The 25,532-nt window shown below is 54.6% G+C and carries 8 protein-coding genes; 3 read left to right on the forward strand and 5 right to left on the reverse strand.

From position 1 onward, the window contains the following. Positions 1-280: 280 nt before the first annotated feature. Together AB4Y96_RS13145 and AB4Y96_RS13150 are read left to right on the forward strand one after the other, a co-directional pair. On the forward strand, positions 281-11,020 hold the full coding sequence (locus AB4Y96_RS13145; protein WP_441917891.1) for a beta strand repeat-containing protein: 10,740 nt from the start codon (positions 281-283) through the stop codon (positions 11,018-11,020). Then, complete coding sequence (locus tag AB4Y96_RS13150; RefSeq protein ID WP_441917893.1) at positions 11,017-14,844, forward strand: TonB-dependent receptor; 3,828 nt, start codon at positions 11,017-11,019, stop codon at positions 14,842-14,844. Before AB4Y96_RS13145 ends, AB4Y96_RS13150 begins: the two co-directional genes overlap by 4 nt. Positions 14,845-15,372: 528 nt before the next feature. Here the strand turns inward: AB4Y96_RS13150 and AB4Y96_RS13155 are convergent. From AB4Y96_RS13155 to AB4Y96_RS13175, 5 genes are read right to left on the reverse strand one after another with little or no spacing between them, the layout of a single operon-like run. Then, positions 15,373-15,978: a hypothetical protein gene (locus AB4Y96_RS13155; RefSeq protein WP_441917894.1), complete on the reverse strand. Its 606-nt coding sequence runs from the start codon at positions 15,976-15,978 to the stop codon at positions 15,373-15,375. Positions 15,979-15,986: 8 nt separating this feature from the next. Next, complete coding sequence (locus AB4Y96_RS13160; RefSeq protein ID WP_441917895.1) at positions 15,987-20,492, reverse strand: RHS repeat-associated core domain-containing protein; 4,506 nt, start codon at positions 20,490-20,492, stop codon at positions 15,987-15,989. 23 nt (positions 20,493-20,515) lie between these two features. Then, positions 20,516-20,920, reverse strand: a complete 405-nt coding sequence (locus AB4Y96_RS13165) for a PAAR-like domain-containing protein (RefSeq protein ID WP_441917897.1) — start codon at positions 20,918-20,920, stop codon at positions 20,516-20,518. A gap of 11 nt (positions 20,921-20,931) precedes the next feature. Beyond that, on the reverse strand, positions 20,932-22,062 hold the full coding sequence (locus tag AB4Y96_RS13170; RefSeq protein ID WP_441917899.1) for a DUF2169 family type VI secretion system accessory protein: 1,131 nt from the start codon (positions 22,060-22,062) through the stop codon (positions 20,932-20,934). An 8-nt stretch (positions 22,063-22,070) separates the two neighbouring features. Next, positions 22,071-24,473, reverse strand: coding sequence for a type VI secretion system Vgr family protein (locus AB4Y96_RS13175; RefSeq protein WP_441917900.1), 2,403 nt, complete (start codon positions 24,471-24,473; stop codon positions 22,071-22,073). A gap of 545 nt (positions 24,474-25,018) precedes the next feature. Here AB4Y96_RS13175 and AB4Y96_RS13180 point away from each other — a divergent pair. Next, entirely contained in the window at positions 25,019-25,486 is a 468-nt protein-coding gene (locus AB4Y96_RS13180; RefSeq protein WP_175540637.1) for a hypothetical protein, read from the forward strand. Positions 25,487-25,532 lie beyond the last annotated feature (46 nt).

Raw genomic sequence — 25,532 nt, forward strand, 5'->3', positions numbered from 1 at the left:
GTACTCCGAATGATGTCCAGGTGAATAGCTCCGGATTATGAGTGAACACTAATTTTCAACTTCCGTATGCTGTTGGAAAAGCCCGATTTGTGTGTTGACCCCAACTTATTGGGGCGCATACAAGAAGAGTGCGATCTGATGATTGCGCAGTGTGGGGCTGGGGGTTTTTCGTTTTTGCGTTCTGTTGCGCTTTCCAGCGCCCTGAACGCTGTATCCGGTTAAACTACCCAAGGTTGAGCATAATAATATGTTCAATTTAAAATTGAATTGGGTGGGCTAATTGAGACACAGTGGCGCAAACATCATCAGGAAATTCCATTCGCCTCTCTCACTTCTCTTTGTCCTCATATTAGCCCTCTTCAGTACTGCATTGCCGGGCAGTGCCTTCGCGCAGGTTCAGCGCAGTTTCGTCAATCAGGGTTTTGAGAGCCCAAATCTCGGCAGCACAAACTGTCTTGCATTTCTGTCGGATAGTCAGGTTCCAGGCTGGAGTACGTCGCACCCCACCGCCGCGACGAGCAGTGGTTGTACTCTTCAGCCCAACACGACGAGTGGCCCGCTTATCGAAATGTGGGCGACTGGCTTTCAGGGTGTTCCTGCTGCGCAGGGATCGCAGTTCGTTGAATTGAACGCGAACGTGCAATCGCGTCTTTACCAGAACATCTGCCTCGTCAAGGGCGAACAGTTCAGTTGGCAGTTTTCGCATCGCCGTCGTGCAACGAGTGGCACAGAAACAGCAATATTCAACATTGCTCCCACGCCTGAACTGAATGCTCCAAACACGAGTGTAATTTTCACCTCCGTGGCGAATGCTTCTTCCTGGTTCAATCGCAGTGGCACCTACACCTATAACGGAAACTCCGGTGTCCAGACGCTTGGCTTTGCGTCTGGTAATGCGGGTAGTGTCGGTAACTTCCTTGATAACATTCAGATCACCTTGTCGCCTTACGTGGAGTTCCAGCCCGGTAGTGCGTCAGGTGCTGAAAGCATTGCGACTGCAAATTTGCCAGCCTTCCGCATCGCAGGGACGCTGACCTCGGCAATAACTGTACAGGTAGCACTGAGCGGCACAGCCACGCTCGGTACAGATTATACAACACCAAACGGGACGAACACGTTTAATGTCACCATTCCCGCTGGTGACTATGACGGAACGCAGAGCATTGCGACCGGTGTTTCGATCGTAAACGATACGGTCATTGAGGCGAACAAGACCATTCAGTTTACCATGACGGCCAATCCGGGGTCGTACACCATCGCCAGCGCGACAACCTGTGGTGCAGCTGCCAATGGTACCTCGACCTATACGATCCTTGATGACGATGCCCGCATTACTGTCAAGAAAGCACTGACCGGCACACGCGTCGCGGCAACTGACCAGTTTGCCTTGACGATCGCTGGCGCCAACGGCCCGATTAGCGCGACAACTACGGGAGCCGGTGCGGCGGCGAACGGCCAGGCGCAGCTTTCCAATATCACCGTCGGCACCTCCTATACCCTGTCGGAAGCTATGGCCAGCGGCAGTTCCAGCCCAATCGCGCTTTACGGTGGCGTGATAGCCTGTACAAACGCCAAAACTGGTGCAACCACCACATTGCCATCGGGGGGGGGAACAAGCTTCTCGGTAACCCCGACGGCTGGCGACGATATTACCTGTACCTTCACCAATACGCCAAAGCGACCATCGATGACGATGGTAAAAAGCGCCGGAACTCCGTCGGGGACAACCGCCGGATCGACAATCCAGTATAGCTTCACCATTACCAATACCGGTGATGTAGCGCTGTCACCCCTCTCGATCACAGACCCGAAGTTGAATGCTCCTGCTACATGTCCGAGCACAGTGGCTCCCGGCGCGACTGCGGTTTGCACCGGTACACACACAATCACACAAGCGGAGGTGGATGCTGGGGTTGTCATCAACAGTGCGACTGCGACAGGAACGCCGCCTGGTGGTGCTACGCCGATCACGACGCCGCCTAGTGGGACGAGCACCCCTATTGCTGCTGCTGGCGCTCTGACGGTCGTCAAGGCGGCAGGGACGCCGACAGGCAGCACGGCCGGGTCGACGATTGCGTACACATTTACCGTGAGGAACACGGGTAATGTGACGTTGAGTTCCATTGTCGTTACGGATCCAAAAATCCCTGCGCCGGGTCCAACGTGTCCTGTTACGCAGCTTGCGCCGAATGTGAGTACGATCTGCACAGGAACGCATACGATCACGCAGCTTGAAGTTGATGCGGGTAAGGTCGACAACAGTGCGACGGCAACCGGCACGCCGCCTGCGGGTACCCCCATCACCAGTGCGCCAAGCCCGACGTCTACACCGTTGACACGCACGGGCTCTGTTTCGTTCACCAAGACGGCCGGCGCTCCGTCCGGCAATTCGGTCGGGTCGACGATTGGCTATTCCTTCAGCGTCAGGAATACCGGCAACGTTACGTTGACCAATCTTGTCATCAACGATGCAAAGCTTGATGCGGCCGCGACCTGTGCCCAGACGACACTTGCGCCCAACGCTGTGACCACCTGTACGGGTACGCACACGATCACGCAGGCTGAAGTTGATGCGGGAACGTCGAACAATACGGCGCAGGCAACCACCAAAGGACCGGATGGCAATCCTGTTAACAGTGCCAATTCGACGGCCATTACACCTCTTACGCGGTCAGCCTCTCTGAGCGTTACCAAGGTTGCGGGCACGCCAACGGCCGCTACGGCGGGTTCAACGATACCCTACACGTTCACGGTCAGAAACACCGGCAATGTTACGTTGACGGCTGTGGTCATCAACGATGCCAAGCTGAATGCTGCAGCGGTGTGCGATGTAACGAGCATTGCTCCAAACGCAAGTGCAACCTGTACTGGCACGCATACGATTACACAGGCTGAGGTGAATGCCGGGACATCCAACAACAGCGCGACCGCAAGCGGTACGCCGCCAACCGGTGGCGCCATCACGAGTTCGCCCAGCACAACCGCAACACCACTTGCCAGTGCACCGGCACTGACGATCGACAAGTCCGCTGGCACCCCAACCAGCAATGCTGTGGGTGGAACAATTGCCTATACGTTTGTCGTCAAGAACACCGGCAATGTGACACTGACAACCGTGGGCATCAATGATGCGCGGCTGAGCAGCCCGGCCACATGTCCGGTAACAACATTGCAGCCCGGCGACAGCACCACCTGCACAGGCTCCCATACGATCACGCAGGACGAAGTAAACGCGGGCACTGCCGACAATATTGCGACCGCCAATGGCGCGCCACCGACTGGTCCGAGGACCATCAGCAGCCCCGATGGTACATCGACGCCTCTGACCCGCACGTCATCGATTACAATCGACAAGTCGGCCGGTGCGCCAAGCGGCAACACTCCCGGCTCGACAATCACCTATTCGTTCCGCGTTGAGAACACGGGCAATACGACGCTCGTGAATATCGGCGTGAATGATTCCAAGCTGACCACAGCCCCGGTCTGCGCCACGACGACACTGCTGCCCGGCACAAACACGACCTGCACAGGCACCTATACGATCACCCAGACGGACGTCGATGCCGGACAGGTTGTCAACAGTGCGACCTCGACCGGTACATCGCCAACGGGTCCTGTTACCAGCACGCCATCAGCCAAGACCACGCCGATCACGCAGTCAAAGTCCATCACGATCAACAAGGTTGCGGGCACTCCTACCGGTAATGCGGCCGGTCAGACCATTCCGTATACGTTCACGGTGAAGAATACCGGTAACATCACATTGACGGCAATTGCCATCACCGATGTGAAGCTGGATGCAGCCGCGGTCTGCACGACCACGACACTGGCTCCCGGAGCAGATACGACCTGTACGGGTACCCACACCATCACGCAGGCCGAGGTGAATGCCGGCAGGGTGACGAACTCCGCGATTGTCAGCGGAACGCCGCCATCGGGTCCGGTTATCACCGGTGGACCATCAACCACCGATACACCGCTGACGCGTTCCCCGGCCCTGACCGTTGACAAGCAGGCGGGCACTCCCACCGGCAACAGCGCGGGAGCAACGATCAGCTATACGTTCAAGGTCGTCAACACAGGCAATGTGACCCTTACCGGCCTGGTGATCAACGATCCAAAGCTGAATGCAGCGGCGGTATGCCCTGTCACGACGCTCGCCCCCGGTGCCGACACCACCTGTACCGGCACCCACACGGTTACGCAGGATGAAGTCAATGGCGGAACGGTAAACAACAGCGCCACGGCAACAGGTACATCGCCAACTGGATCCGGCGTAACGAGCCCGCCGGACACAACCGCAACGCCAATCACGCGTACGCCCAATCTGACTATCCTCAAGACAGCCAGCCCCGTAACGGGCAATCGGGTTGGCGACACTATTACCTATTCCTTCAGGGTGGAGAATACCGGCAACGTTACCCTGACGAATGTCAAAGTGACCGATCTTCTGCCGAACATTATTCTGGCAGGTGGTCCCATCGCGACTTTTGTGCCCGGCGCCGTTGATACGACCACGTTCACGGCTACCTATACGCTTGTTCAGGCGGATATCGAGGCGGGGGTCGTCAACAACAGTGCGACTGCAAAGGGCACGCCGCAAGGTGGTGGAGCGGAGCTGAGCAGTGCGCCATCAACAACGTCCACACCCATCACAGCGGCATCGGCCCTTTCCCTCGTCAAGCGGGCAGGCGCGCCGTCGGGGAACACGGAAAATTCAACGATTGTCTACACGTTCCAGATTACCAATACGGGGAATGTGCTCGTCACCAATATTGCCGTCAATGATCCGAAGCTGACAAATATCACCTGCAATGCAACCTCGCTCGCACCGGAGGCTGTGACGACCTGCACAGGCACTTATTTGGTCACGCAGGGGGAAGTGAACGCCGGTAGGGTTGACAATACAGCAACAGCGAGCGGGACACCTTCGCGCGGTACATCGCCGGTTGTCAGCAATCCATCGCAGACGACGACCCCTATCGCGGCGGCACCAGCTATCAACCTTGTCAAGACTGCCGGTACGCCATCGGGCAACAGTGCAGGTTCGACCATCGTCTATACCTTTACCGTTAAAAACACTGGCAATCTTCCATTGACCGCTGTCAATGTTACCGATCCGCTTCTCACCGTTCCTGGCGGGCCGGTTTCGCTTGCGCCCAACGCGACGCATGTATTCACGGCTACCTACACGATCACCCAGGCGGATGTGAACAAGGGTGAGGTCGTCAATACGGCGGAGGCCACTGGAACATCCGGAAGCGCGACTGTTAAGGACGATGACAGCGCCGTCGTCAGCATCAGACAGGCTCCAGAACTCAGCCTGGTTAAAACCCATGGAACACCAACCGGCAGTGTTGTGGGGTCGACCATCCCTTACACTTTCACCTTGCAGAATACCGGCAATCTTCCGCTGACAAATGTGACGGTAACGGAATCCCTTGCGGGCGTTGTCCTGACCGGTAATCCCATCGCCACGCTTGCTGTCAATGAAACCAAGACGGTTACCGGTGTCTATACGATCACCCAGGCAGACATTGACCGCGGGCACGTCACCAACAGTGCGACGGCGTCGGGAACCGATAGCAATGGAGTTGCTGTTCCAAGCTTGCAGAGTTCCACGGATACGCCGATTGAGCAAAAGCCGTCGCTTGTTATTGTCAAGGATGTCGTTGCCGGAACGCCTGCGCAAAACAGGGCCGGTTCAAAGATCGATTACACTTTTGTTGTAACGAATAACGGCAATCTGCCGCTGACAAATATCTCTGTGAGTGACGGCAAATTGGATGCCGCCGCAACGTGCCCAGTGACGGCGCTTGCTCCCGGTGCGCAGACGACCTGTACCGGCTCGCACACCCTGACCCAGGCCGACGTGAATGCTGGCAAGGTGACAAACACGGCAACGGCGGCCGGTCAAACAGCAGGTGGCAAATCCGTCGTCAGCCCGCCCTCAATAAAAGAAAAGACCATTCCTGAAGAAGGCTCACTGGTCATCGTCAAGTCGGCCACGCCGCCGACAGGAAACACTGCAGGATCGATTGTCCACTACACCTTTGTGGTGACCAACACTGGCAATATACCGCTTACATTGGTCGATGTTGCCGATAACAGGATTGACGTTGATGTGAGTGGTGGCCCTTACACGATGCAGCCGGGGGAGACCAAGACCTTCACTGCTGACTATACCCTGAAACAGGCCGACATTGAGAACGGAACCATTTTCAATACGGCAACTGCTTCGGGCAGGACACCGACGGACAAGATTATTACCAGCCCGCCTGACAGTTTCACAACGAATGTTCCTGCCGCCGCCGCACTGACCATTGTCAAGAATGCCGGAACCCTGTCAGGTCAGTCGCAAGGCTCGACACTTCCCTACACATTTACCGTCACCAACACGGGCAATGTGAAGATCACCGGTATTGTCGTCCACGATGCAAAGATTGCGACGATCACGTGCGACAAGACCACTCTTGATCCGAAAGAAGTGGCCCAGTGTACGGGTACCTATACGATCACGCAGACTGAGGTGAATGCCGGCGTTGTCAACAACACTGCCAATGCAACCGGCACGCCCACGCGCGGGTCTCCCACGGTCACCAGCAACAACTCCAACACGTCCACTCCGGTGACATCCGCACCTGGAATGTCGCTGAAGAAGACAGCTGGGGTGCCGTCGGGCAGCACAGCCGGTTCGACAATTCCTTACACGTTCGTTGTCCAGAATATCGGGAACGTCACGCTGACCTCAATAGCGATCAGCGACACCAAACTCACGGCTGCGCCTGTCTGTGCGGCAACGACCGTGGAACCCGGCATCAGCACGACCTGTACCGGTACCTACGTTCTGACGCAGGTCGATGTGAACGCTGGCAAGGTGGTCAATCAGGCAACGGCAAGTGGAACACCGCCGACTGGCTCTGCGATTACGGCCAGTGATGAAGCGACAGTGAACATCACCGCTTCACCGTCCCTGAAAGTTGAAAAGTTTGCAGGCGCACCATCCGGCAACACCGTAGGTTCGACGATCAGCTACACTTTCCGGGTCGAGAACACCGGCAATGTGACCCTGAAAGATGTTGCGCTCTCGGATCAATTGGCTGGCGTGGTTCTATCCGGCGGTCCGATTGCCACGTTTGAACCAGGTAGCGTGAACACAACGACGTTCACCGCTGTCTACACGCTTAAGCAGGAAGACGTTGACAGAGGCTCGGTTGTAAACACCGTGACCGGATCCGGCACTGCTCCCAATGGCACAGTGGTCAAGGGCGATGGCACTGTGACATCACCGATCACATCGGCAGCAAGCATTACCGTCGACAAAAAGGCGGCGGCGCCGACAGGCAACACGGCTGGCTCGACGATCACCTACACATTCACCGTCAAAAATACCGGCAATGTGACGTTGAAAACCATTGCTGTAACCGACAACAAGCTGACGTCGCCACCGGTGTGTGCTGCCACGGAACTGGCGCCAAATGCGACGACGATCTGCACCGGCATCTACACGCTGACCCAGACAGATGTAAACAACGGCAAGGTTGACAACGCAGCGGATGTAAAAGGCACCCCGCCTGCCGGGCCTGATGTTACGAATACGAGCGCTGTCTCGACACCCATTCCTGCAGCAGCTGCCATTACAGTCGAGAAAAAGGCGGGAACCCCTTCGGGCAATATTGTCGGGTCCACTATCGACTACACCTTCACGGTGAAGAACACTGGCAATGTGACTCTGAAGAATATCACCCTCACCGACGTGTTGGCCGGGATCGTATTGACCGGCGGTCCGATCGATCTTGATCCGGGCAAGGAGGACACCACAACATTCAAGGCGCGTTATACGCTTACCCAGACCGACATCAACGCCGGCAAGGTTGACAACAAGGCTACCGTATCAGGCAAACCTGCCAACAGCCCGGCGGTAACAGGTGATAGCGCGACGGTATCGACGCCAATAACGTCGGCGCCTGCCATGACTGTTGAGAAAATTGCCGGCACACCCTCGGGCAACACCGTGGGTTCAACGATCGGTTATACCTTCAAGATCACGAATACCGGCAATGTGACATTGAACACCATTACATTGGCGGACCAGATGGCCGGTATTGTATTGACCGGTGGACCGCTTGCCTCGCTCAACCCGGCCGGCATCGATACAACAACCTTCACGGCTGTCTATACGCTCACACAGGCGGATATCGATCACGGTTCTGTCACCAACAAAGTCATCGCAAACGGCCTCACTCCGGATAACAAACCGGTCACTGCCAATGGTCAGGTGATCACAAATATTACCGCAGCGCCTGCGATTACGCTTGTCAAGGCGGCAGGTGTGCCTTCGGGCAATACGGTGGATGCAACGGTGGATTATACCTTCACGGTAAAGAACACCGGTAACGTAACCCTCAAGAATATCACGCTCGCTGATCCGCTTACCGGCATTGTACTGACCGGTGGTCCGATCCCCGAACTGTTGCCAAATGCTGAAGACACGACAACCTTCACGGCGCAATACAAACTCAAGCAAGCGGATATCGACGCGGGTAAAGTCGTAAACACAGCGACCGTCACCGGCAACCCGCCAACAGGTGCGGCTGTGTCCGGGTCAGGCACGGCAACCGCCTTGATCAAGGCAACGCCATCCCTCAGTTTGGTCAAGAAAGCAACCTCTGGTGATCCGTACACCGCAGTGGGTGGCAAGGTCACATATGATTACGTCGTGACCAACAGCGGCAATGTAACGATCACGCAAGCCATTGCCGTGACGGACGACAAGATTGCGGCAGTATCCTGTCCGGCGCTGCCAACGGGTGGGCTTGCACCAAAGGCAACGCTGACCTGCACGGGTACATATACAATCGTGCAAACCGATCTGGATGTCGGCTCTGTGACCAACAACGCAAAGGCCACAGACGGGACGACGACGTCGCCGGTTGCAACGGTAACCGTCAAGGCGACGTTGAGCCCCGGGCTGAGCGTCGAAAAGAAGGCGGGAACGCCATCGGGCAATACGGTCGGCTCGACGATTGACTATACGTTCACCGTAAAGAATACCGGCAATGTTACCATAAAGGGCATTGCGCTGGCCGATAGTCTTCCCGGCGTTGTGCTGACGGGTGGGCCGATTGACTTGGCGCCCGGTGCGCAGGATACGGGGACGTTCAAGGCACGCTATACATTGACCCAGGCCGATCTGAATACCGGAAAAGTTGTCAACACCGCGACAGTATCCGGCACGCCGGCAACTGGCGGCAATACCGTTACCAGCCCGCCCAGTCAGGTAACGACGCCTGTTACGCCGATTGCCGCGTTGACTGTTGTCAAGACCGCCGGACAGCCATCGGGCAACACCGTTGGCTCGACGATCAACTATACATTCACAATTACCAATACAGGCAATGTGGACTTGACGAATGTCACTGTAGCGGACGCCTTGCCGAATGTGGTTCTTTCCGGTGGACCGATCACGCTGCTCACGCCAGGTCAGGCGGACAGCACAACGATTACCGCCCGCTATACGCTTGTTCAGGCGGATCTCGATGCTGGACAAGTCGTCAATTCTGCGACCGCGTCGGGAACACCGTCCAGCGGGGGAACGCCTGTTGCCAGTGCGCCAAGTGCGACAACGACGCCGATCCAGCAGGATCCGAAAATCGAGGTCACCAAGGCAGGCAAGATCACGGATGTGAACGGCAACGGGTTTGTGGATGCCGACGATACAATCACCTACAGCTTCGTGGTGAAGAATACGGGCAATGTGGTTGTCAATGACATTGCCCCTGTCGATGCGGGGCCGACCTTCAACGGGAAGCCTGCAGCAGGTAAGCTCAGCGCATTCTCGCCGGGTCCCACAGCCATTGCACCGGGTCAGACACATACATTCACGGCGACCTACAAGCTGGCGCAGTCGGATGTGGATGACGCAGCTGGTGTCAAGGATGGTGTTCTCAACAAGGCGACGGCGCGCGGTTATTACCGGGGCGGGGCTACCGGCGGGACTGCCGTGGATGCTGCGGAGGCAAAAGCGGTTCTGGATCTGCCTGCGGCCCAACCTTCCGACGTGACGATCACGAAGCAGGCAGGGTTGCGTCAGATCAGGCGCGGTGAGAAGGCACCGTTCACCATCAAGGTGACGAACAAGACGAACAGCAATGTTGGCGGGGTCAATGTGATTGACCGGATGCCTTCAGGATTCCGCTATGTGGATGGTTCGGCGACGATCAACGGGGTTGCGGCGACGCCTGTGATCAACGGGTTGAGTGTGCTGTTCGAGAATATTGCGCTTGGGCCGAAGGCTGAAGTTGTGATCCGGCTGCAGATGCTCGCGTTGAGCTCCGCAGGTCCGGGCAAACATGTCAACCGGGCGCAGGTGACGGGTCCGGGCGGCAACAGGCTTGCGCCGGATGCAAGTGCCGCGGTGGAGATCGTGGTCGAGCCGGTGTTCGATTGCGGTGATATCGTCGGCAAGGTTTTTGATGATCTGAACAGCAATGGCTATCAGGATCAGGGTGAGCCGGGGCTGCCGGGCGTGCGGGTTGTCACGGTGCGTGGTCTGTTGATCACCACGGACAAGTTCGGGCGCTTCCATGTGGCCTGTGCCGATCTTCCCGACAGCCGTATCGGTTCGAACTTCATCATGAAGCTTGACCCACGCACATTGCCGACGGGATACCGGCTGACGACGGAGAACCCGCGGGTGATCCGGTTGACGGCGGGCAAGATGTCCTCGCTGAACTTTGGCGCTTCGCTGGGCCGTGTGGTCAGGCTTGATCTGAAGGACGACGCCTTTGAGGCTGGCGGCAACACACTGAAAGAGCAGTGGGACAAGGGCATCGACCAATTGATCATGGTGTTGAAGGAAAAGCCGTCAACGCTGCGCATCAGCTATGTCGCCGGTTCCGCCACGCCGCTTACACAAGAGCGCATGGAGGCCATTCAGGAGGAAATAGCCAGACGGTGGAAATCGGCCGGAGGTGAGTACGAACTGAACATTGAGACACGCGTGGAGGCAGGCAAATGAGAACGATCCGCGCCAACTCATCTCACAAGAATAGCAGCCTGTCGTCAAAGCTGCGCTACCGCCTGCTGCTTGCCGGTTGTGCGTTCCTCGGCACGGGTTTTGGCCCGGCCCTTGCGCAGGAACAGACGGGCAAGCCGGAATGTCTGGATACGGCTTGCACCAGTGCGCTGCGGGGTCAGGTTCTGGATAACAGCACAGCCGTCAAAGGCGCGCGTATTGCGCCCAATGTCGAACAGGAGAAGCCTGGAGAGGCTGGAAACATTCCCTTTTCGATCAGCGTCGACGGCGAGCCTGTTGTGGAAAGCAAAAAGCCGGCAAAGCCAGCCACCGAGGCGGTAAAATCAACGCCGGCGGTTGCGAACAAAGCCGCCAATCTTCAGCGCAAGGCCGATGTTGGTTTGAGTGCCGTCGACATTCAGGTCAAGTTCGACGGGCTTGATACAAAGCCGCTGCTGAATGTGTCGACAACACCGGTGCGGCGCTCCTACCGTGTGGGAGAACCGGTCCGCTTTCTTGCGACGTCAAATTATCCGGCCTTCATCACGCGTTCGGAAATCCGCATTTTTGAAGCAAAGGATTCGGTGACCGAAACGCCCGTGGCGGTCATTCCGGTTGCGGTCAATGGCGAGGCGGGCTGGGTGATGCCGCCGACAAAGAACGATGAGACGCGGTTCAAATATGTCCTGCGCGTCTATGACGACAAGGCGCGCTATGACGAGACGACGCCGCTGTCGCTGGCGCGTACGGACCGTGAATTGCCTCCAGAAAATCAGGGCAAGGTAACGGATGCGGTTGCGCCTGGCATGGGCGATGACAATACGGCCTTACGCAACATTCAGGTCTATGGCGGTGCTGTTACCGTCTATGGGCGCAATGTGCCTGAAGGCTACCGGGTGCGGGCACTGGGCGACACGATCCCGACTGATCCTGATCATGCCTTTGTCATGCAGCGCATTCTGCCGCCCGGCGATCATGATGTGGATGTGGCGGTTCTGGGTTCCTTGAAGGGCAGTGCGCTTGACTTCAAGCGGCAGATCAACATCCCGAAGAATGACTGGTTCTACGTGGCCATTGCGGACCTTACCGTCGGCAAGCGTTTTGGTGACAAGAACATCGAAACGGTGCGCGAGGGCGAATATGACAGTGTCTATACCAAGGGTCGGCTGGCCTTTTATGTGAAAGGCAAGATCAAGGGAAAGTATCTTTTGACGGCCGCTGGCGATACCGGTGAGGACAAGCTGGAGAACATGTTCCGCGGGCTTGATTCAAAGGACCCGCGGCAATTGTTGCGCCGGATCGATCCCAATCAGTTCTATCCGATCTATGGCGATGACTCGACCGTGATCGACGATGCACCGACCAATGGCAAGTTCTTTGTCCGGCTTGATCGCGGCGACAGCCATGTGATGTGGGGCAATTACAAGGCGATCATCAAGGGCACGGAGTTCATGCGCTCCGAGCGCGCGCTTTATGGTGCAAGCGGCGTCTACCGCTCGGAGGCGACCACACCGTTTGGCGAGCGCGAGACAGAGGTCACGCTCTATGCCGCCCAGCCTGATACGCTGCCGCAGCGCGACGAGTTTCTGGGAACCGGCGGTTCCGCCTACTTCATGCGCCGTCAGGACATTACGGTCGGTTCGGAAACGGTGACCGTGGAGATCCGCGATTCTACCACCAATCAGGTGATCGAGCGACGCACGCTGCGCTATGGCGAAGACTATTCATTCGACTATCTGCAGGGCGTGGTGATCTTGAAGCGCCCATTGTCCTCGTCGACGGGAACAACAGGTCCGGTGCGCGAGGGCGCACTTGGCGGCAACAAGGTCTACCTGATCTCGCAATATGAGTTCACGCCGGTGGCGGGTGATCTTGATGGCTATGTCTATGGCGGACGCGCGCAAAAATGGTTCGATGACAAGGTGCGCATCGGCGTAACCGGCATGAACGAGAATACCGGGCTCGCCAACCAGCAGGCTTATGGCGCCGATATCCAGATACGGCATTCGGAAAAGACGTTTCTTGAGGCAGAAGTCTCGCACTCCAAGGGCCCGGGCTTCGGCTCGTCGCGTTCGACCGATGGTGGTCTGACGCTGAGCGATGTCGACACCACAGGCACGCGTGATCGGGCGGCCATGGCGTGGCGGGCCAAGGGTCAGGTTGATCTTGAAGATTTGACCAAGAGCGGGGTCAAGGGAACTGTTGGTGCTTACTACGAGCAGAAAGAGGCCGGGTTCTCCACGCTTTCCGACCAGATATCGGTTGATCAGCGCATCTGGGGCGCGCATGCGGATGTGGAGATTACCAAGAATACCAAGTTCAACCTTGCCTATGATGACTTTACCGAATCCAATGCCCGCAGCGAATTTGATGGCAGGGAGCTTGGCGGGCGCACCAAACGCAAGGGCAGCGCCGCCATTACGCAGCAGCTGGATGAATACTGGAAGGTCGCCTTCGGTGTCACCTATACGGATCTGTCAAACCCGCGGGCCTCGTCGGTACGCAAGTCGGGCTATAATGGATCACGTCTTGATGCAGGCGTGCGGGTGGAATATGCGCCCGATGCCGATCACACCTATTATGCCTTTGGTCAGGGGACGCTGTCGCACTCCGGCGACATCGATCGCGGTGATCGCATCGGCGTCGGGTCAAAGTACAAGCTGACCGACAAGATCGATCTGGAAGGCGAGGTCTCCTACGGCACCAATGGTCTGGGTGGGCTGGCAGGCATTGTCTATAACCCGACAGCCGATGACAGCTACTATATCGGTTACCGGCTTGATCCCGACCGTGCCTATGATCTGGAACGCTCCTATGATCTGTCCGGCGTCGACAAGGGTTCCATCGTCATCGGCGCACGGCGCAAGTTCGATGAATACTGGTCTGCCTATGCGGAGAACAATTACGACCTTTTTGGCCGGCGAGATTCGCTGACCAAGTCCTATGGCGTGGTCTATACACCGGACAAGCAATGGACAATCGATGGCGGCTTTGAAGCTGGAACCATCGAAGATGATACTGTTGATCCTGACACCGGACTTGATCGCTCCGACTTCGACCGCAAGGCTGTCTCCCTGTCCATTGGCTACAAGGACAATGACAAGATCACCGCGCGCATTCGTGGTGAAGCACGCTTTGAGGATTCAGACGACAACACCCGCGACCGCAATACCTATCTGTTTGCTACGGGTGTGAACTGGAAGACCAACGACAATTGGCGCATCCTGTTCAATGTCGATGCGGTGCTATCGGATTCAAACTCCGAGGGCTCGTTCCGCGATGGCAATTATGTCGAGGCTTCACTCGGTTACGCCTACCGGCCTGTCGAGAATGACCGGCTGAACGCCCTGTTCAAATATACCTGGCTTTACGACTCGCCCGGTCAGAACCAGGTCAGTGCCGTAACCGGTGATGAATATGGCCCCTCGCAGCGCAGCCATATCCTGTCGGCGGATTTTAACTATGATCTCTTCCCGTGGCTGTCCGTCGGCGGCAAATACGGCTTCCGCTACGGCGAGGTGCGCCAGCGGCTGCTCGAAGGTGACCGCGAGAAGTACGACGACTGGCAGACCTCATCGGCGCATCTTGGCATCATCCGTACCGATCTGCACATCGTCAAGAACTGGGATGGCCTTCTGGAAGGACGGGTCATGTACATGCCTGAAGCTCAGACTACCGACTTCGGCGCCCTCGTTGCCCTCTACCGCCATGTCGGCGAGAACTTCAAGGTTGGCGTCGGCTATAACTTCGGCAACTTCTCCGATGACCTCAGAGACCTGACCCTCAACGATCAGGGCGTCTTCCTTAATGTCATCGGAAAGTTCTAGGGAATATGCAATGCGGAAAACCAAGTGCCTTAAATCAAGCCGTAGCCGGATCATCGATAAGGTGAATCATCCTTGCGACGATGTGTATTTGATGGGAGAGATATCATATCTGTTGCAGCGCCGTGACTGGCTAACGGACATCCTGATCGACGCATCGAGCTGGAATACGCAATGTACGAAAGGTTTTTGGCCGTTATTCCTTCAATCACTCTCATCCAACTTTACAATGATGCAATATCGGCCGGGCGGGAAGATACCGGGATAAGGCAGGGGATGCACGGTTTAGTAATATTGGTTCTCGCCTACCAATTCGGCTCCAAATTGGGCGTATTAAATGCCCCGATTTCAATGAACTTGAGTGGTTCATTCTGTTCAAAGCGCTATAGGACAGGAACGATATCTGCTGCTTTTGCAAAGAAATGTATATGCTTCATTATCTTGTCTTGGGCACCCTTGAGTTGACAGTGTTGGAAAGACATCTCTTGTCAAACGACGGTGCCGCACTCAAATGTACGAAAATCTTGGATACTAACAGCCAAGCGAGGCGAGATATTGATCTGACTTTTTTAGAAAAGATCGAATAAACCCACCGTCCGGCAGACGGTTACTTTCGACAATTTTCCGAGCCGACTGAAAATTCTCTAGAAAAATTTCACTCACAACTACATCTTCAACAGGCGGCTCGCGGTTCAAGTTCTTAGCTACAAGATCTCCGATGTTCCCGTTAGACGAAATCATTTCTTTTCCAATTTTCATGCACTTTACAACATGTTCATTGATGCTTCCTGCAAGCACTACCTCTTGGCCATATCTAAACATGCTAAAAGAACAAGGTCCGGACACGTGCATTGTCTCGCCGATTTTAAACCGCCCTGGGAAAGGCCCGGATATCTCTTTTCCCCTGTAAGTGGTGCCATATTCTGAAATGAAAAATGATAATTCATTCAAAGCCCTCACTCGTAAATCAATGGAGGTTTCAATCTTTTGTTGTTTGCCGACAATCTTGGTGAAGAAGCAGACCATTAAACTATCGTCTGCACCTATAAAATAATCGATATGCCCAGCTTTCTTGCAGCCGGAAGAAAGAAATTCGGTTCGAATGGCGTTGACTATTGTTTCCGATTCACGTGACATTTCTTACCTTAAAAGCTGTCTGGGGTTACACGTATATAGCTACCACTCGGCAACACCATAGGTTTGTTGGGAGTAATTACTCCACTTAGATTAGGAGCATTAGGTCCACTAAATTCAATTGGCTTTCCGTCGCGAATAGCGTTTTGCACCGTTTGCTGACCGCTTGAAAGAGTCTTCCTTCCGCTCTTCGATTCAAGCACCAACACCTCCCGACCCTTTACGGCGACTTGGTCAGCATAAGAAACGACCTTGCCGTCGATACGAACTGTCACGTTCTCATAAACCGTATATCCTCGTTGTCTAAAAGTACTTGTTACTCGTCCGGCAAAGGTGCTCCCTGGTCCCGGTAGACCGTTTGCGGGTAGAAACTTTCCATCCGGCCCTCGCGCCTGCAATCCCAACGGATCGGTCCATCGGACTGGATTCGCAACATATCCCTGTGGCCGGTCGCCAGCCGCCAGTCCAATAGGATCAGGTGAGGCATATTGGCCGGTCAGTGGATCATAATAACGGTAGCGGTTGTAATAAAGCCCGGTTTCGCGATCTTCATATTGTCCCGGAAAGCGCCACGGGCAATCAAGCTCGACAGGATTAGGATCATGGGATGGTTTTGGAGCATGGCTGCCAAAGGCGCGGGCCGAGCGCACTGCACCCCAGACGTAATGGTCTGCCGCCCAGACAAGATCGCCTCGGATATCGAACATCTCCTTGGGTGTTCCAAGATGGTCGCATATAATGGGAAACAACGCTGATTCTGACAGGACTGTCCCATCCGGCATTGTTGCTCCTTCGGGGAGCTGCTTGGCAAAAAGGATGTGGGCGCTATCTTCATCGTGGTGCCAGCGAATGGCCTTATGCCAGGCAATATGCCCATCAAGATGGAGCGGCGCCTCTGCGACCATATGATCGCCGTCCCAGAGATAGGCGGTGCCGACGGAGGGGGCGTGGGAACTCGGGACAGACGTATCTTTGTCTGATACGGATTGTGACGGTGGCCAAGTAATACTGTCGTCGTTGCCGATGAGGTTCGGCCACATCAGATGTGCTTGGCGTCGTTCGTTCTGTGAAAACCGCTTCACTTTTGCAACACGTCTTCCGAACGGATCATAACGATAGTGCCATTGGCCTTCTTCTGGATCAATACAGGAGACGAGTTGATCGTGGATATTCCAACCATATCGCCAGCGTTGCGGACGAAAGCCATCCCGCTCAACTCGTCTCTCAATGAGCCGACCACATTCATCATGAACAAGGCGTACACGCTCCCCATGCGGACCGCGTGCAATCTGCACCACCCCCCCGGGTGTCGACACCCAGGTTTCTTGCGGAGGTGTGCGGAAACTTGCGCCACCATAACCCGCTCCGGGGACACGTGACGAGGTGCCTGCAATATTGCGGGCAGCGCTGTAGGAAAATCTTTCCTCGCCGGCCGCACTCGTCGATGAGGCCAGTTGGCCATTGTCGTCATAGGCAAGTTTCGTCTCGCCCCAAAGCCCATCATCTACGCGGACAGGCGCGAAAGCACGGTCATATTGGTACAACCGCTGACAGTTTACCGTTTTCGAGGTTCCTGCGCTCGCAATTGTTGCGCCAAGAGGTGTGACCACACGCGGACCGGAATGAGCAGAGCCTGCACGCTGAGTGACAAGCTGTCCGGCAATGTCATATTGTTGGTCAAGCGTAAAACCGGATGCAGAATGGCGTTTCACCTCACGATCCAGAACATCGCGCGTGATTGAAAAGCTCGTCTCGCCCAACACGAGCTTTTCGACAACGCCCAAAGGATCGCGAATAAATTTCGTAATGCCACCGCCCATCCCAGTCATATCGAGAAGGATGCGCGCGCCCATGGAATCGTGGCCAGATTTGGAACGCAAGCCGTTCAGGCTTTCAGCAATAATCCGACCATTGCGATCACGTTCAAATTCGACGAGAGCAGCCGTATTCTCGGCTTGGGTGAGGAGACCCCGTGCGTCATACCAAAATCTCGTTGTATCCTCGGTTGCCCCACCGGAATTGAAGCCTTGTATGCGTGTCAACAGTCCTGACTTGTCGTAGGAATACTCCAGCTTCGAACCATCGGGTTTTAACAGGCGAAAAACCTGACCGGCAGCATCGCGGTCATAATATGTGGTACGCCCATCGAAATCAGTTTCCTCAATGACACGACCAGCAACGTCCCGGCGGAATCTATATGACCGACCAAGTGCATTGGTAAGCGAAATCGCACGTCCTTCGACATCATATTGGAATGCAAGTTTCCCACCCTTTGGATCGATGATCTCTTCCAACACACCAAAGGCGCCGTTTTGGTAGCGCCATGCCCGACCCTCACCATCACGCATCATGGAGAGCAATCCCTGTTCATCAAATCCTCGGGTAATCGACACCCCGTCCGGGCGGGTTATTTCAGTTGGCGTATAGAATCCTCCAGCGGCGGCGTGGTAAGCACGTCGGCTGATTCCCCCCGACGGGTCAGTTGTTGTGATGAGGCGACCAAAAACGTCGTACTCAAATAAAGTAGCACGCCCTTTGGCATCGGTAATCGAAACAAGGCGGTTGAATTCGTCCCACGTCCGACGCTCAATACCGCCGTTGGCGAAATGTAGCTGGATTACCCTACTCTTTGCATCGCGCACGAGTCTTGTTGCGTTGCCTTCCGAGTCCGTTTCGACAATGACATTGGAGCGGTCGTCATGCTCATAGCGTTTGCGATTTCCCGCTCCATCAATGACGATTTGAAGTTCACCGTCGTCGCCCCAGCCATAGGTTGTGGTACGACCTTCGGCATCGGTAAACTCCTTGATATTCCCGCGAATATCATAGCGTGTGGAGGTCTCGTTTCCCAATTGGTTGATAGTGGCAACGCGAAAACCACTCCCGTCATATCGATGCGCAACTGTACCGCCAAGTGCATCGATTTCCTCAGTGACGTTTTGCCAGGCATCGTAGCGGAATCGCTGTGTACTAACGTCGGCGCCGCCTGGAGCGTAAGCGGTTTCTCCGGGCAAATAGGCAAAGCGGTCGTTATTCCAAATGCCGTTTGTTTGGGTGTCAACAACGCGTCCTGCATCGTCATAGGAAAAACGGGTTTCTGACACGCGTGTAAAGTTGTGCCAGCTTTCCAGCAGGTCACGATCAGCCTGCCATTGATAATGTACTGACATGCCGAACGTGCAATTGGCACTGATCATGCGCCCTCGCACGTCGTAACCATATGTGGCTAGTTGCAGCTCTGTCCCATCAGTTCCAGTGAGAACAATACTTTTGCGCAGGCTCTTGGCATCATTCTCGAAAGACAGTGACAGTCCGTCCGGGCCGTTCGCGTGCGTCAGAACACCAGTCTCAGATCGCACCAGAACCAGGCTGAATCCATTGAGGTCTTCGATCTTTTCCAAACGGTAGAAGCCATCGGCATACTGCCGGAAACTTTTGGTGATTGGACCGTCTTTCAGTCGCAACTCCTTGAGCCAGGGAGCCTTTAATTCCAGATGCGGATAAGCAGGATTGATCGATGGAAGGAAATTGAACGGGCGATTAAATTCAATCCGCCGGCCGTCGCTGTCATGAAGACGAAGTTTGCCACGCTCCGGGTTGGAGATGATCTCATCAAACATCGAAATCTGACATGGTCCGAGGGGGCTGGTGTATCGACCGGGAAGGCCGAGGTTTAGGCCCATATAGCGCGCACCGTTGAAGGTAAATGTTCCGGGAATAACAAAATCATTCCATGTCTCGAGATATTCGCCATTTGTGATGTTAACAGGCTCCCCTGTGGTAACCGGCGGGGTGGGTGGCCTCTGAGTATTCGGAACTGTGGTAGGTCGTGTATTTACCGGAGCCCGCGGGGTCGTCACGCGAGGCCTTATGCGGAAGATACCCCGGCCACCACCACTCATAGCTCTGGCTATCGCGGCATTAATCAGACCATCTATTACCAAGCCACCATAAAACTTTGCCTGCTCTCCGGCATCTGATGTACTTTCGTTGATCTTGTTCTTCTCTTGGCAAAGTCTGCTGAACTCGACCGTATCTCCTTTCTTTTGTGCCTCAAACATTTTTGCATAGTAGCCTTCGATCATTTTCATTCTGAAATGATCTGGATGGCTGGCACGCTCATCTTTCCAGCCTGTCAAAGTCAGATGTTGGGTCGGTCTCCCCATCCACTCTGACGGAAGACTATTCTGGGCCCAACTGATGCTATCCCGTACATCTTGTTCGCTTGAAAATAGATTATCGAGCCAGCTTCTATCTTTTAGCTGTGCTTCCATGGCTGAAATGTATTTATTCTTCCAACCGTTGGCGTTTTCTATCCATTTTTTCTCTGCGTCCGATTGCGGACAATAATAGGGGTCAGGTGGGGCTGTCGCGTCAACAATGAGCTGTGCCTCGCCATTGTCTGGTACAATCGACTCATACGTATGGGGAATGGTGCGTTCGCCCGTCGGCACCGCATTGCGGCTCGGGTTGTCGCCAGTTTCGATGCCTGGCTGTGTTTCTCCACCATCATCCATAGAGCGCTCCGCACATTAGTGATTTAAACTTTTATGGATGCGACAGTCTTTTGCGGTTCAAGCGGACCAGGGTCCGGTCTGTTTATCCAAGCAGGATCGCGATGGCTGCATGTCGCCCAACCTTCGGAATAAACGAAGTCTACAGCGGCTTCCACATGAGCTGGACCGAGATAACCGGGCACTTTTACACCTCGGCCAGTTCCCGCTTCGTGACCTGTCGAACAGGATGTCCGCGAATTTAATTGGAAGTCAAATTTACCATTGTTGCGAACCGACTTTGAATAGCGAATAGCGGTATCGAGAAAGGCAATAGAGGAATACGCGATTGGCACCATGCTTGATCCAACCGGTGTCAAGCAGACATCGGGTGAAGTGGATACAATGACATTGGATGCACATTTTCGTGCAGAAACATTGGCGATTGTCACTAGGCAACTCCTCATTGGGGCACAGTCAAAGGTGCAGCTAGGTCGTGATAAATCTCAGCAAATTCATATACATTGGGTTCGAAATTTACGCGCCAGGACAGATAAACGCGCCAATCACGACGTGTAGGGGCCGCAATATCCAGAAATACCGTATCAAGGTTCATCGCAACAGGATCAACTGGTCCGTCTTCTCGGACAAACTTCACGAATAATTTTTCACTTGGCAAGTTAAATTCAACATGCGACACGCCCGTGGTCAAACCGACAAGCGTGATCCGCTCTCCCCCGTTAAGATAAGGTTTTACGATCAGATCCGGGTGAGCGGAATTGTGGTAGGCAAAATCATAATCCGCCGGCCATTTTGGCCAGACACTATCCATCCAATGCTGGTCATACGTGCCACCCAGCGGACGCCGTGGCAGCCATCCTGGCGGTATCGGCCCAAAGCTCTGCGGTGTGTATTGTTTTAATGGATCGCTAATGGGATCGTGAATATCCTCAATCTGCGGTGCGGGAACAGCCAGGGTGTGGTTGCTCCAATCCCGACTGATTTTACCTTTTCCTATGGGGTTATGATTATCTGTTTCATAAGCAGGTGTACCATCATCGCGCATGCCAGCGGAGATTTCGCCACCGTAAGCATATTCATAATGGAGCGGCAGTTCAATAATCGGAGACGGTTCGGATAGTTCCCACCTATCGAATAGCTTTCTGTGTTCTTTCCAGTTCCTTGCTTCGTCAGCGCCAAGCGCCCGCTTCCATTTTGGCATCCAATCCCGCGGTCCTGTAACGCGCAAAATCTTCTCGGCCCTTGTGCCCTTGTGATCGGTAATTTTGACACCACACCCCCAAGATGGCCGGGCAACCCCATCTGAGCTCCTTGCCACAGCGTTAACAATGACGTCGGTGGCTGGTTTGTTGGGAACCAGATCAGAGGGATGCCAGAGCGACGTCACGTTTACATCTCCATGGCACAGATCCGTAAAAACCAATGGCGCTTGCTCTTCAGCGGCAAGAAGCCGACCAGAAGGAGCGAGTTCATAGGTCGCTTTGACCATCACGATGCCAAACTCGTCATCGTTGTTATTCCGGCTGTAGTAGCGGAAATTCGGATAGGGGGTGACATTGTGTAATTTAGGCATGTGCCACCTTAATTATTATCTTGCATGGGCGCGATAATTTGCACATGACTTTCCGCGTCAATGTAAATCCGGACGCCTTTCAACAAGATGGTGCCATCATCCTTCATGATGAGAATGGATTTTGGAGGGATCTCATTGCCATCCTTGTCCGTGCCACCGCCCACGCCGACATAAAGTTCCTTGCCAATCATGATGTTCTTCGTGCTGCCGACCGTCTGATTATAGACCTGTCCCACGGTCACGACCTTGGCCACGCCCACCTGTTCGGTTTGCGCAATACCTACACTCGTATTCTGCATCTTGCTGACCAGCGTATTGAAGATTCCTTTGCCAATCATTGATGCTACCTGAGACCCCAGTTTCACACCCGCGTCATTCATTGATGCGCCGCCCTCTGTGCGTAGCCCTCTGACAGTTGCCGCATTGATGCCTTCGCGGGTCTGGTCCATACCGGAAAGCATACTACCCAACGCGCCAGCTGCCATCGCCGCAGCATGTGCGCCTGCTTCATCAGGAGAACCGGAACTTTCATCGGCCTGCCCGCTTCCACCTCCTTCTCCAACAGCCGCGGCAGCCGTTTGTGCATTCTTGTTGCTGCTTGATGGACTGTTGGCTGCAGCTGCCGTCACAATGCCCATTGCTTGCTGCAACATGCCTGCACTCTTGCTGGCAAGACCTGCCAACTGTCCGCCGGCTATCGCATTGACGACACCGCCGACACCGCCAACTACCATGTTCAATCCGCCACCGACCTGGTGACTCATATTGGCTCCAACCTCGAGTGATTTGTTGGCGCCGACTGAGTGCACAGCATTGGCATCAACACGGCTGGTCTGATTGTTGAGGACTTTGGTCGCCTGATCTTTCTGTGCATGAAAGAACTGGCTTTCGCGGCCGGGCGCATCTTCAGTCGAATACTCGTTAAAGCCGGTACCGTCCCCTTTGTAAGTGTTGGAACGGATGACGGTCTTGGTTTTGTGATCAGGTAATTTATACGGAGACATATTGTCCGGGTTGGCGACCAGACCGATCACATAAGGTCTATCAGGATCGCCGTTCTCGTGGCTGCAGATAGCCTGCATGCCTACGCGCGGATTGGTTCGTGCTCCCCATGTTCCACCACCCCAGTTCTGCACCACTTCGATCCATTTGGTATCGGAACCATCTTTCTTTGCCCTCTGACGTTGCCATGGGAACCACAGCTTCACGCGGCCATATTCATCGACGTGGATTTCTTCACCAGGCGGACCGGACACAATCGCAATATGCACGCCATCGATACGTGGGCGTGGCGTAGTGCGATGGGGCGTGGCTGGAAGCCGGGACGGCAGGGCAATGAATGAGTTTGAGTAGTCGAGCGAACCATCTTCGATCGTCTCATAAGAATGATCGATGATCGTGTGCAAGATTCCCGTCACAACATATTCTTCGTAGATATGTTCGGCATGGGCGACATCATAAGGTTTAAATTTGCGTCCGGCGGCCAAAGTGCGCACGGAGGATTCGCCTGATATCTTTTCGTGGTCGGCTTCAACGGCCTGCATTCGCAGTTTTGAGGCTCGTTCGTTAGCTGCTTGATCAAGCGCTTTGGCTGGATACTCAAAGAGTTCATAGTCTGAATTCTTCGGAAGAGAGACTAAGGACGGCGTGGTGGCACCCTGCGGCCCGCGCGGCATTTCAAAGTTCCAGTCGCCGCCGGTACGCTTTCCAGGGGTGAACTGGTAGTGTCGTTCAAACCCGGTGAGGTGATTGCGATCAGTGGAACCCGCCGATAGGCGAACATTCGTCTCAGGTCCCTCCGTATAGCCAAACGTATGGCTTGCGACATGGAGCGTATGTTCGCCTTCCTTGTGCTCAAACCAATAAAACAGACCATCTGTCTCCAAACGGCGTGTCAGATACGCAAGATCGGTCTCACCATATTGGACAGAGTAGTGTTCTGGTGGTGGCGGTGTGATAATGCCGCCGGTAACAGCGGCTTTGATTCCATGCTCGGACAAGAGGGTCTGCATCACGTCGACGGAGCTTTGATCCATCCATATCCGGTGATCGCTCCGCTGAGAGAGCAACCATAACTGTGGGCGAAGGGTAAGTTGGTAGGAGCGCAAGCCGCGCGACACTGGCGGGCCCTCGTGCAGGTCGGTGACAAGACCATTCCAAGGACGCCGCTCACCATAAGCGATCTCGATGGAAACATYGGCAGGAATGCCAACAATCTCTTCAGGTTTGATATCAATGCGCTTGGATTTCACGCTAACTATGACCTCAAAGAGTCCGTTAACTTCTTCCCGAACCTGCATCTTTTCCGGCAGAAGAATATCCGTCCCCAATGGCGTGGAAATACGGAGTATACGGTCGGCCTGGATTAGGCCAGCGTCCGAAAAAGTGATGCCGTCACCGTTACTCACCATTTGTTTCTCACCCAGCTTCACACTATTATTTGCAATTAGGAATTGTTCAAAAATTACCGATAGGAATAGTGTTTAGCAAGGTTTCAATTTGCAATATCAATCTATTGTTTAAGCAATACTAGTGACAAAGCTCCTGATCACATGGCTGATTGAGCGTGGATGGTCATCATACATCGCTAATTTCAACGGCCTTGATGAGAGATTATAGATTTTTTGTCCGCAATCGGATTTGAGGAAAATCGGCCGTTATCGGCATTTACAAACGAACTGATCCTGTCCGCAGGGATGCGTCTCAGCGACCGATATAAGTGAACGATTTCTGACCACGGGTGAGTGTGGACAATACTAGTAAATCTGGATCACCCGCCATTTGATAGTTGTCATAACCTTCTTAGCATTGTGGAATAGCTCGGCGGGGAGGCCCTGCCGACCATTGTAAACAAAGTCGACATTGGCAACAGAGCCTTAGTCGCGCGATCTCCTCACGCTTGCCAATTAATATGGCCGGTGTAATTGTCCGCGGATCAAAGCCACAGGGTAAAAGCATGAAACTTTCATCTCGAATGATTAAAGACTATCCAAATTTATCAAAATGGATATCCGAAAATATTCCAAAGACAAAGTATAACACAAAGATATTCAAGGCGTTCATGCGGCACTCTCAGCTAAGCGAGGTGGCCGCCAACTCTGCTCTGACACTCGGCAGCCTGCCCACGATAGACTGTCGGGCTATGGTTCAAACACCCCAGAAACGAAAACCTGGCCACATGTTGAAAGGCCAGTTTGATCATAGGTACAAGAATACCGTTTTTATCGCATTGAGTGTTTGTGACAGTATCGAGAAGTCGGGCATATATGAAGACCCCGAAACAATGCGTCTTATGATTGAACGCACGGTTCTGCATGAGATGGTTCATTGGGGAGATTTCAAGGATGGCACGTCTCTTCCGGGGGAAGCAGGTGCTGAATTCGAGAAGGAGGCCTATGGAGGGCGGTTAGTCCCCATATTTTGACCCTGCGAGTGGCACATTGATGCCGTCGGGATATCGCGCGCCGAAC

It is taken from the genome of Phyllobacterium sp. TAF24, assembly GCF_052113785.1.
In the GTDB taxonomy this organism is placed as follows: Bacteria; Pseudomonadota; Alphaproteobacteria; order Rhizobiales; family Rhizobiaceae; genus Phyllobacterium.

Bases quoted from the DNA above. Each gene is read 5' to 3' on its own strand.
- AB4Y96_RS13150 (WP_441917893.1), top strand. From the start codon at position 11,017: ATGAGAACGATCCGCGCCAACTCATCTCACAAGAATAGCAGCCTGTCG.
- AB4Y96_RS13160 (WP_441917895.1), bottom strand. From the start codon at position 20,492: ATGGATGATGGTGGAGAAACACAGCCAGGCATCGAAACTGGCGACAAC.
- AB4Y96_RS13170 (WP_441917899.1), bottom strand. From the start codon at position 22,062: ATGCCTAAATTACACAATGTCACCCCCTATCCGAATTTCCGCTACTAC.
- AB4Y96_RS13155 (WP_441917894.1), bottom strand. From the start codon at position 15,978: ATGTCACGTGAATCGGAAACAATAGTCAACGCCATTCGAACCGAATTT.
- AB4Y96_RS13180 (WP_175540637.1), top strand. From the start codon at position 25,019: ATGAAACTTTCATCTCGAATGATTAAAGACTATCCAAATTTATCAAAA.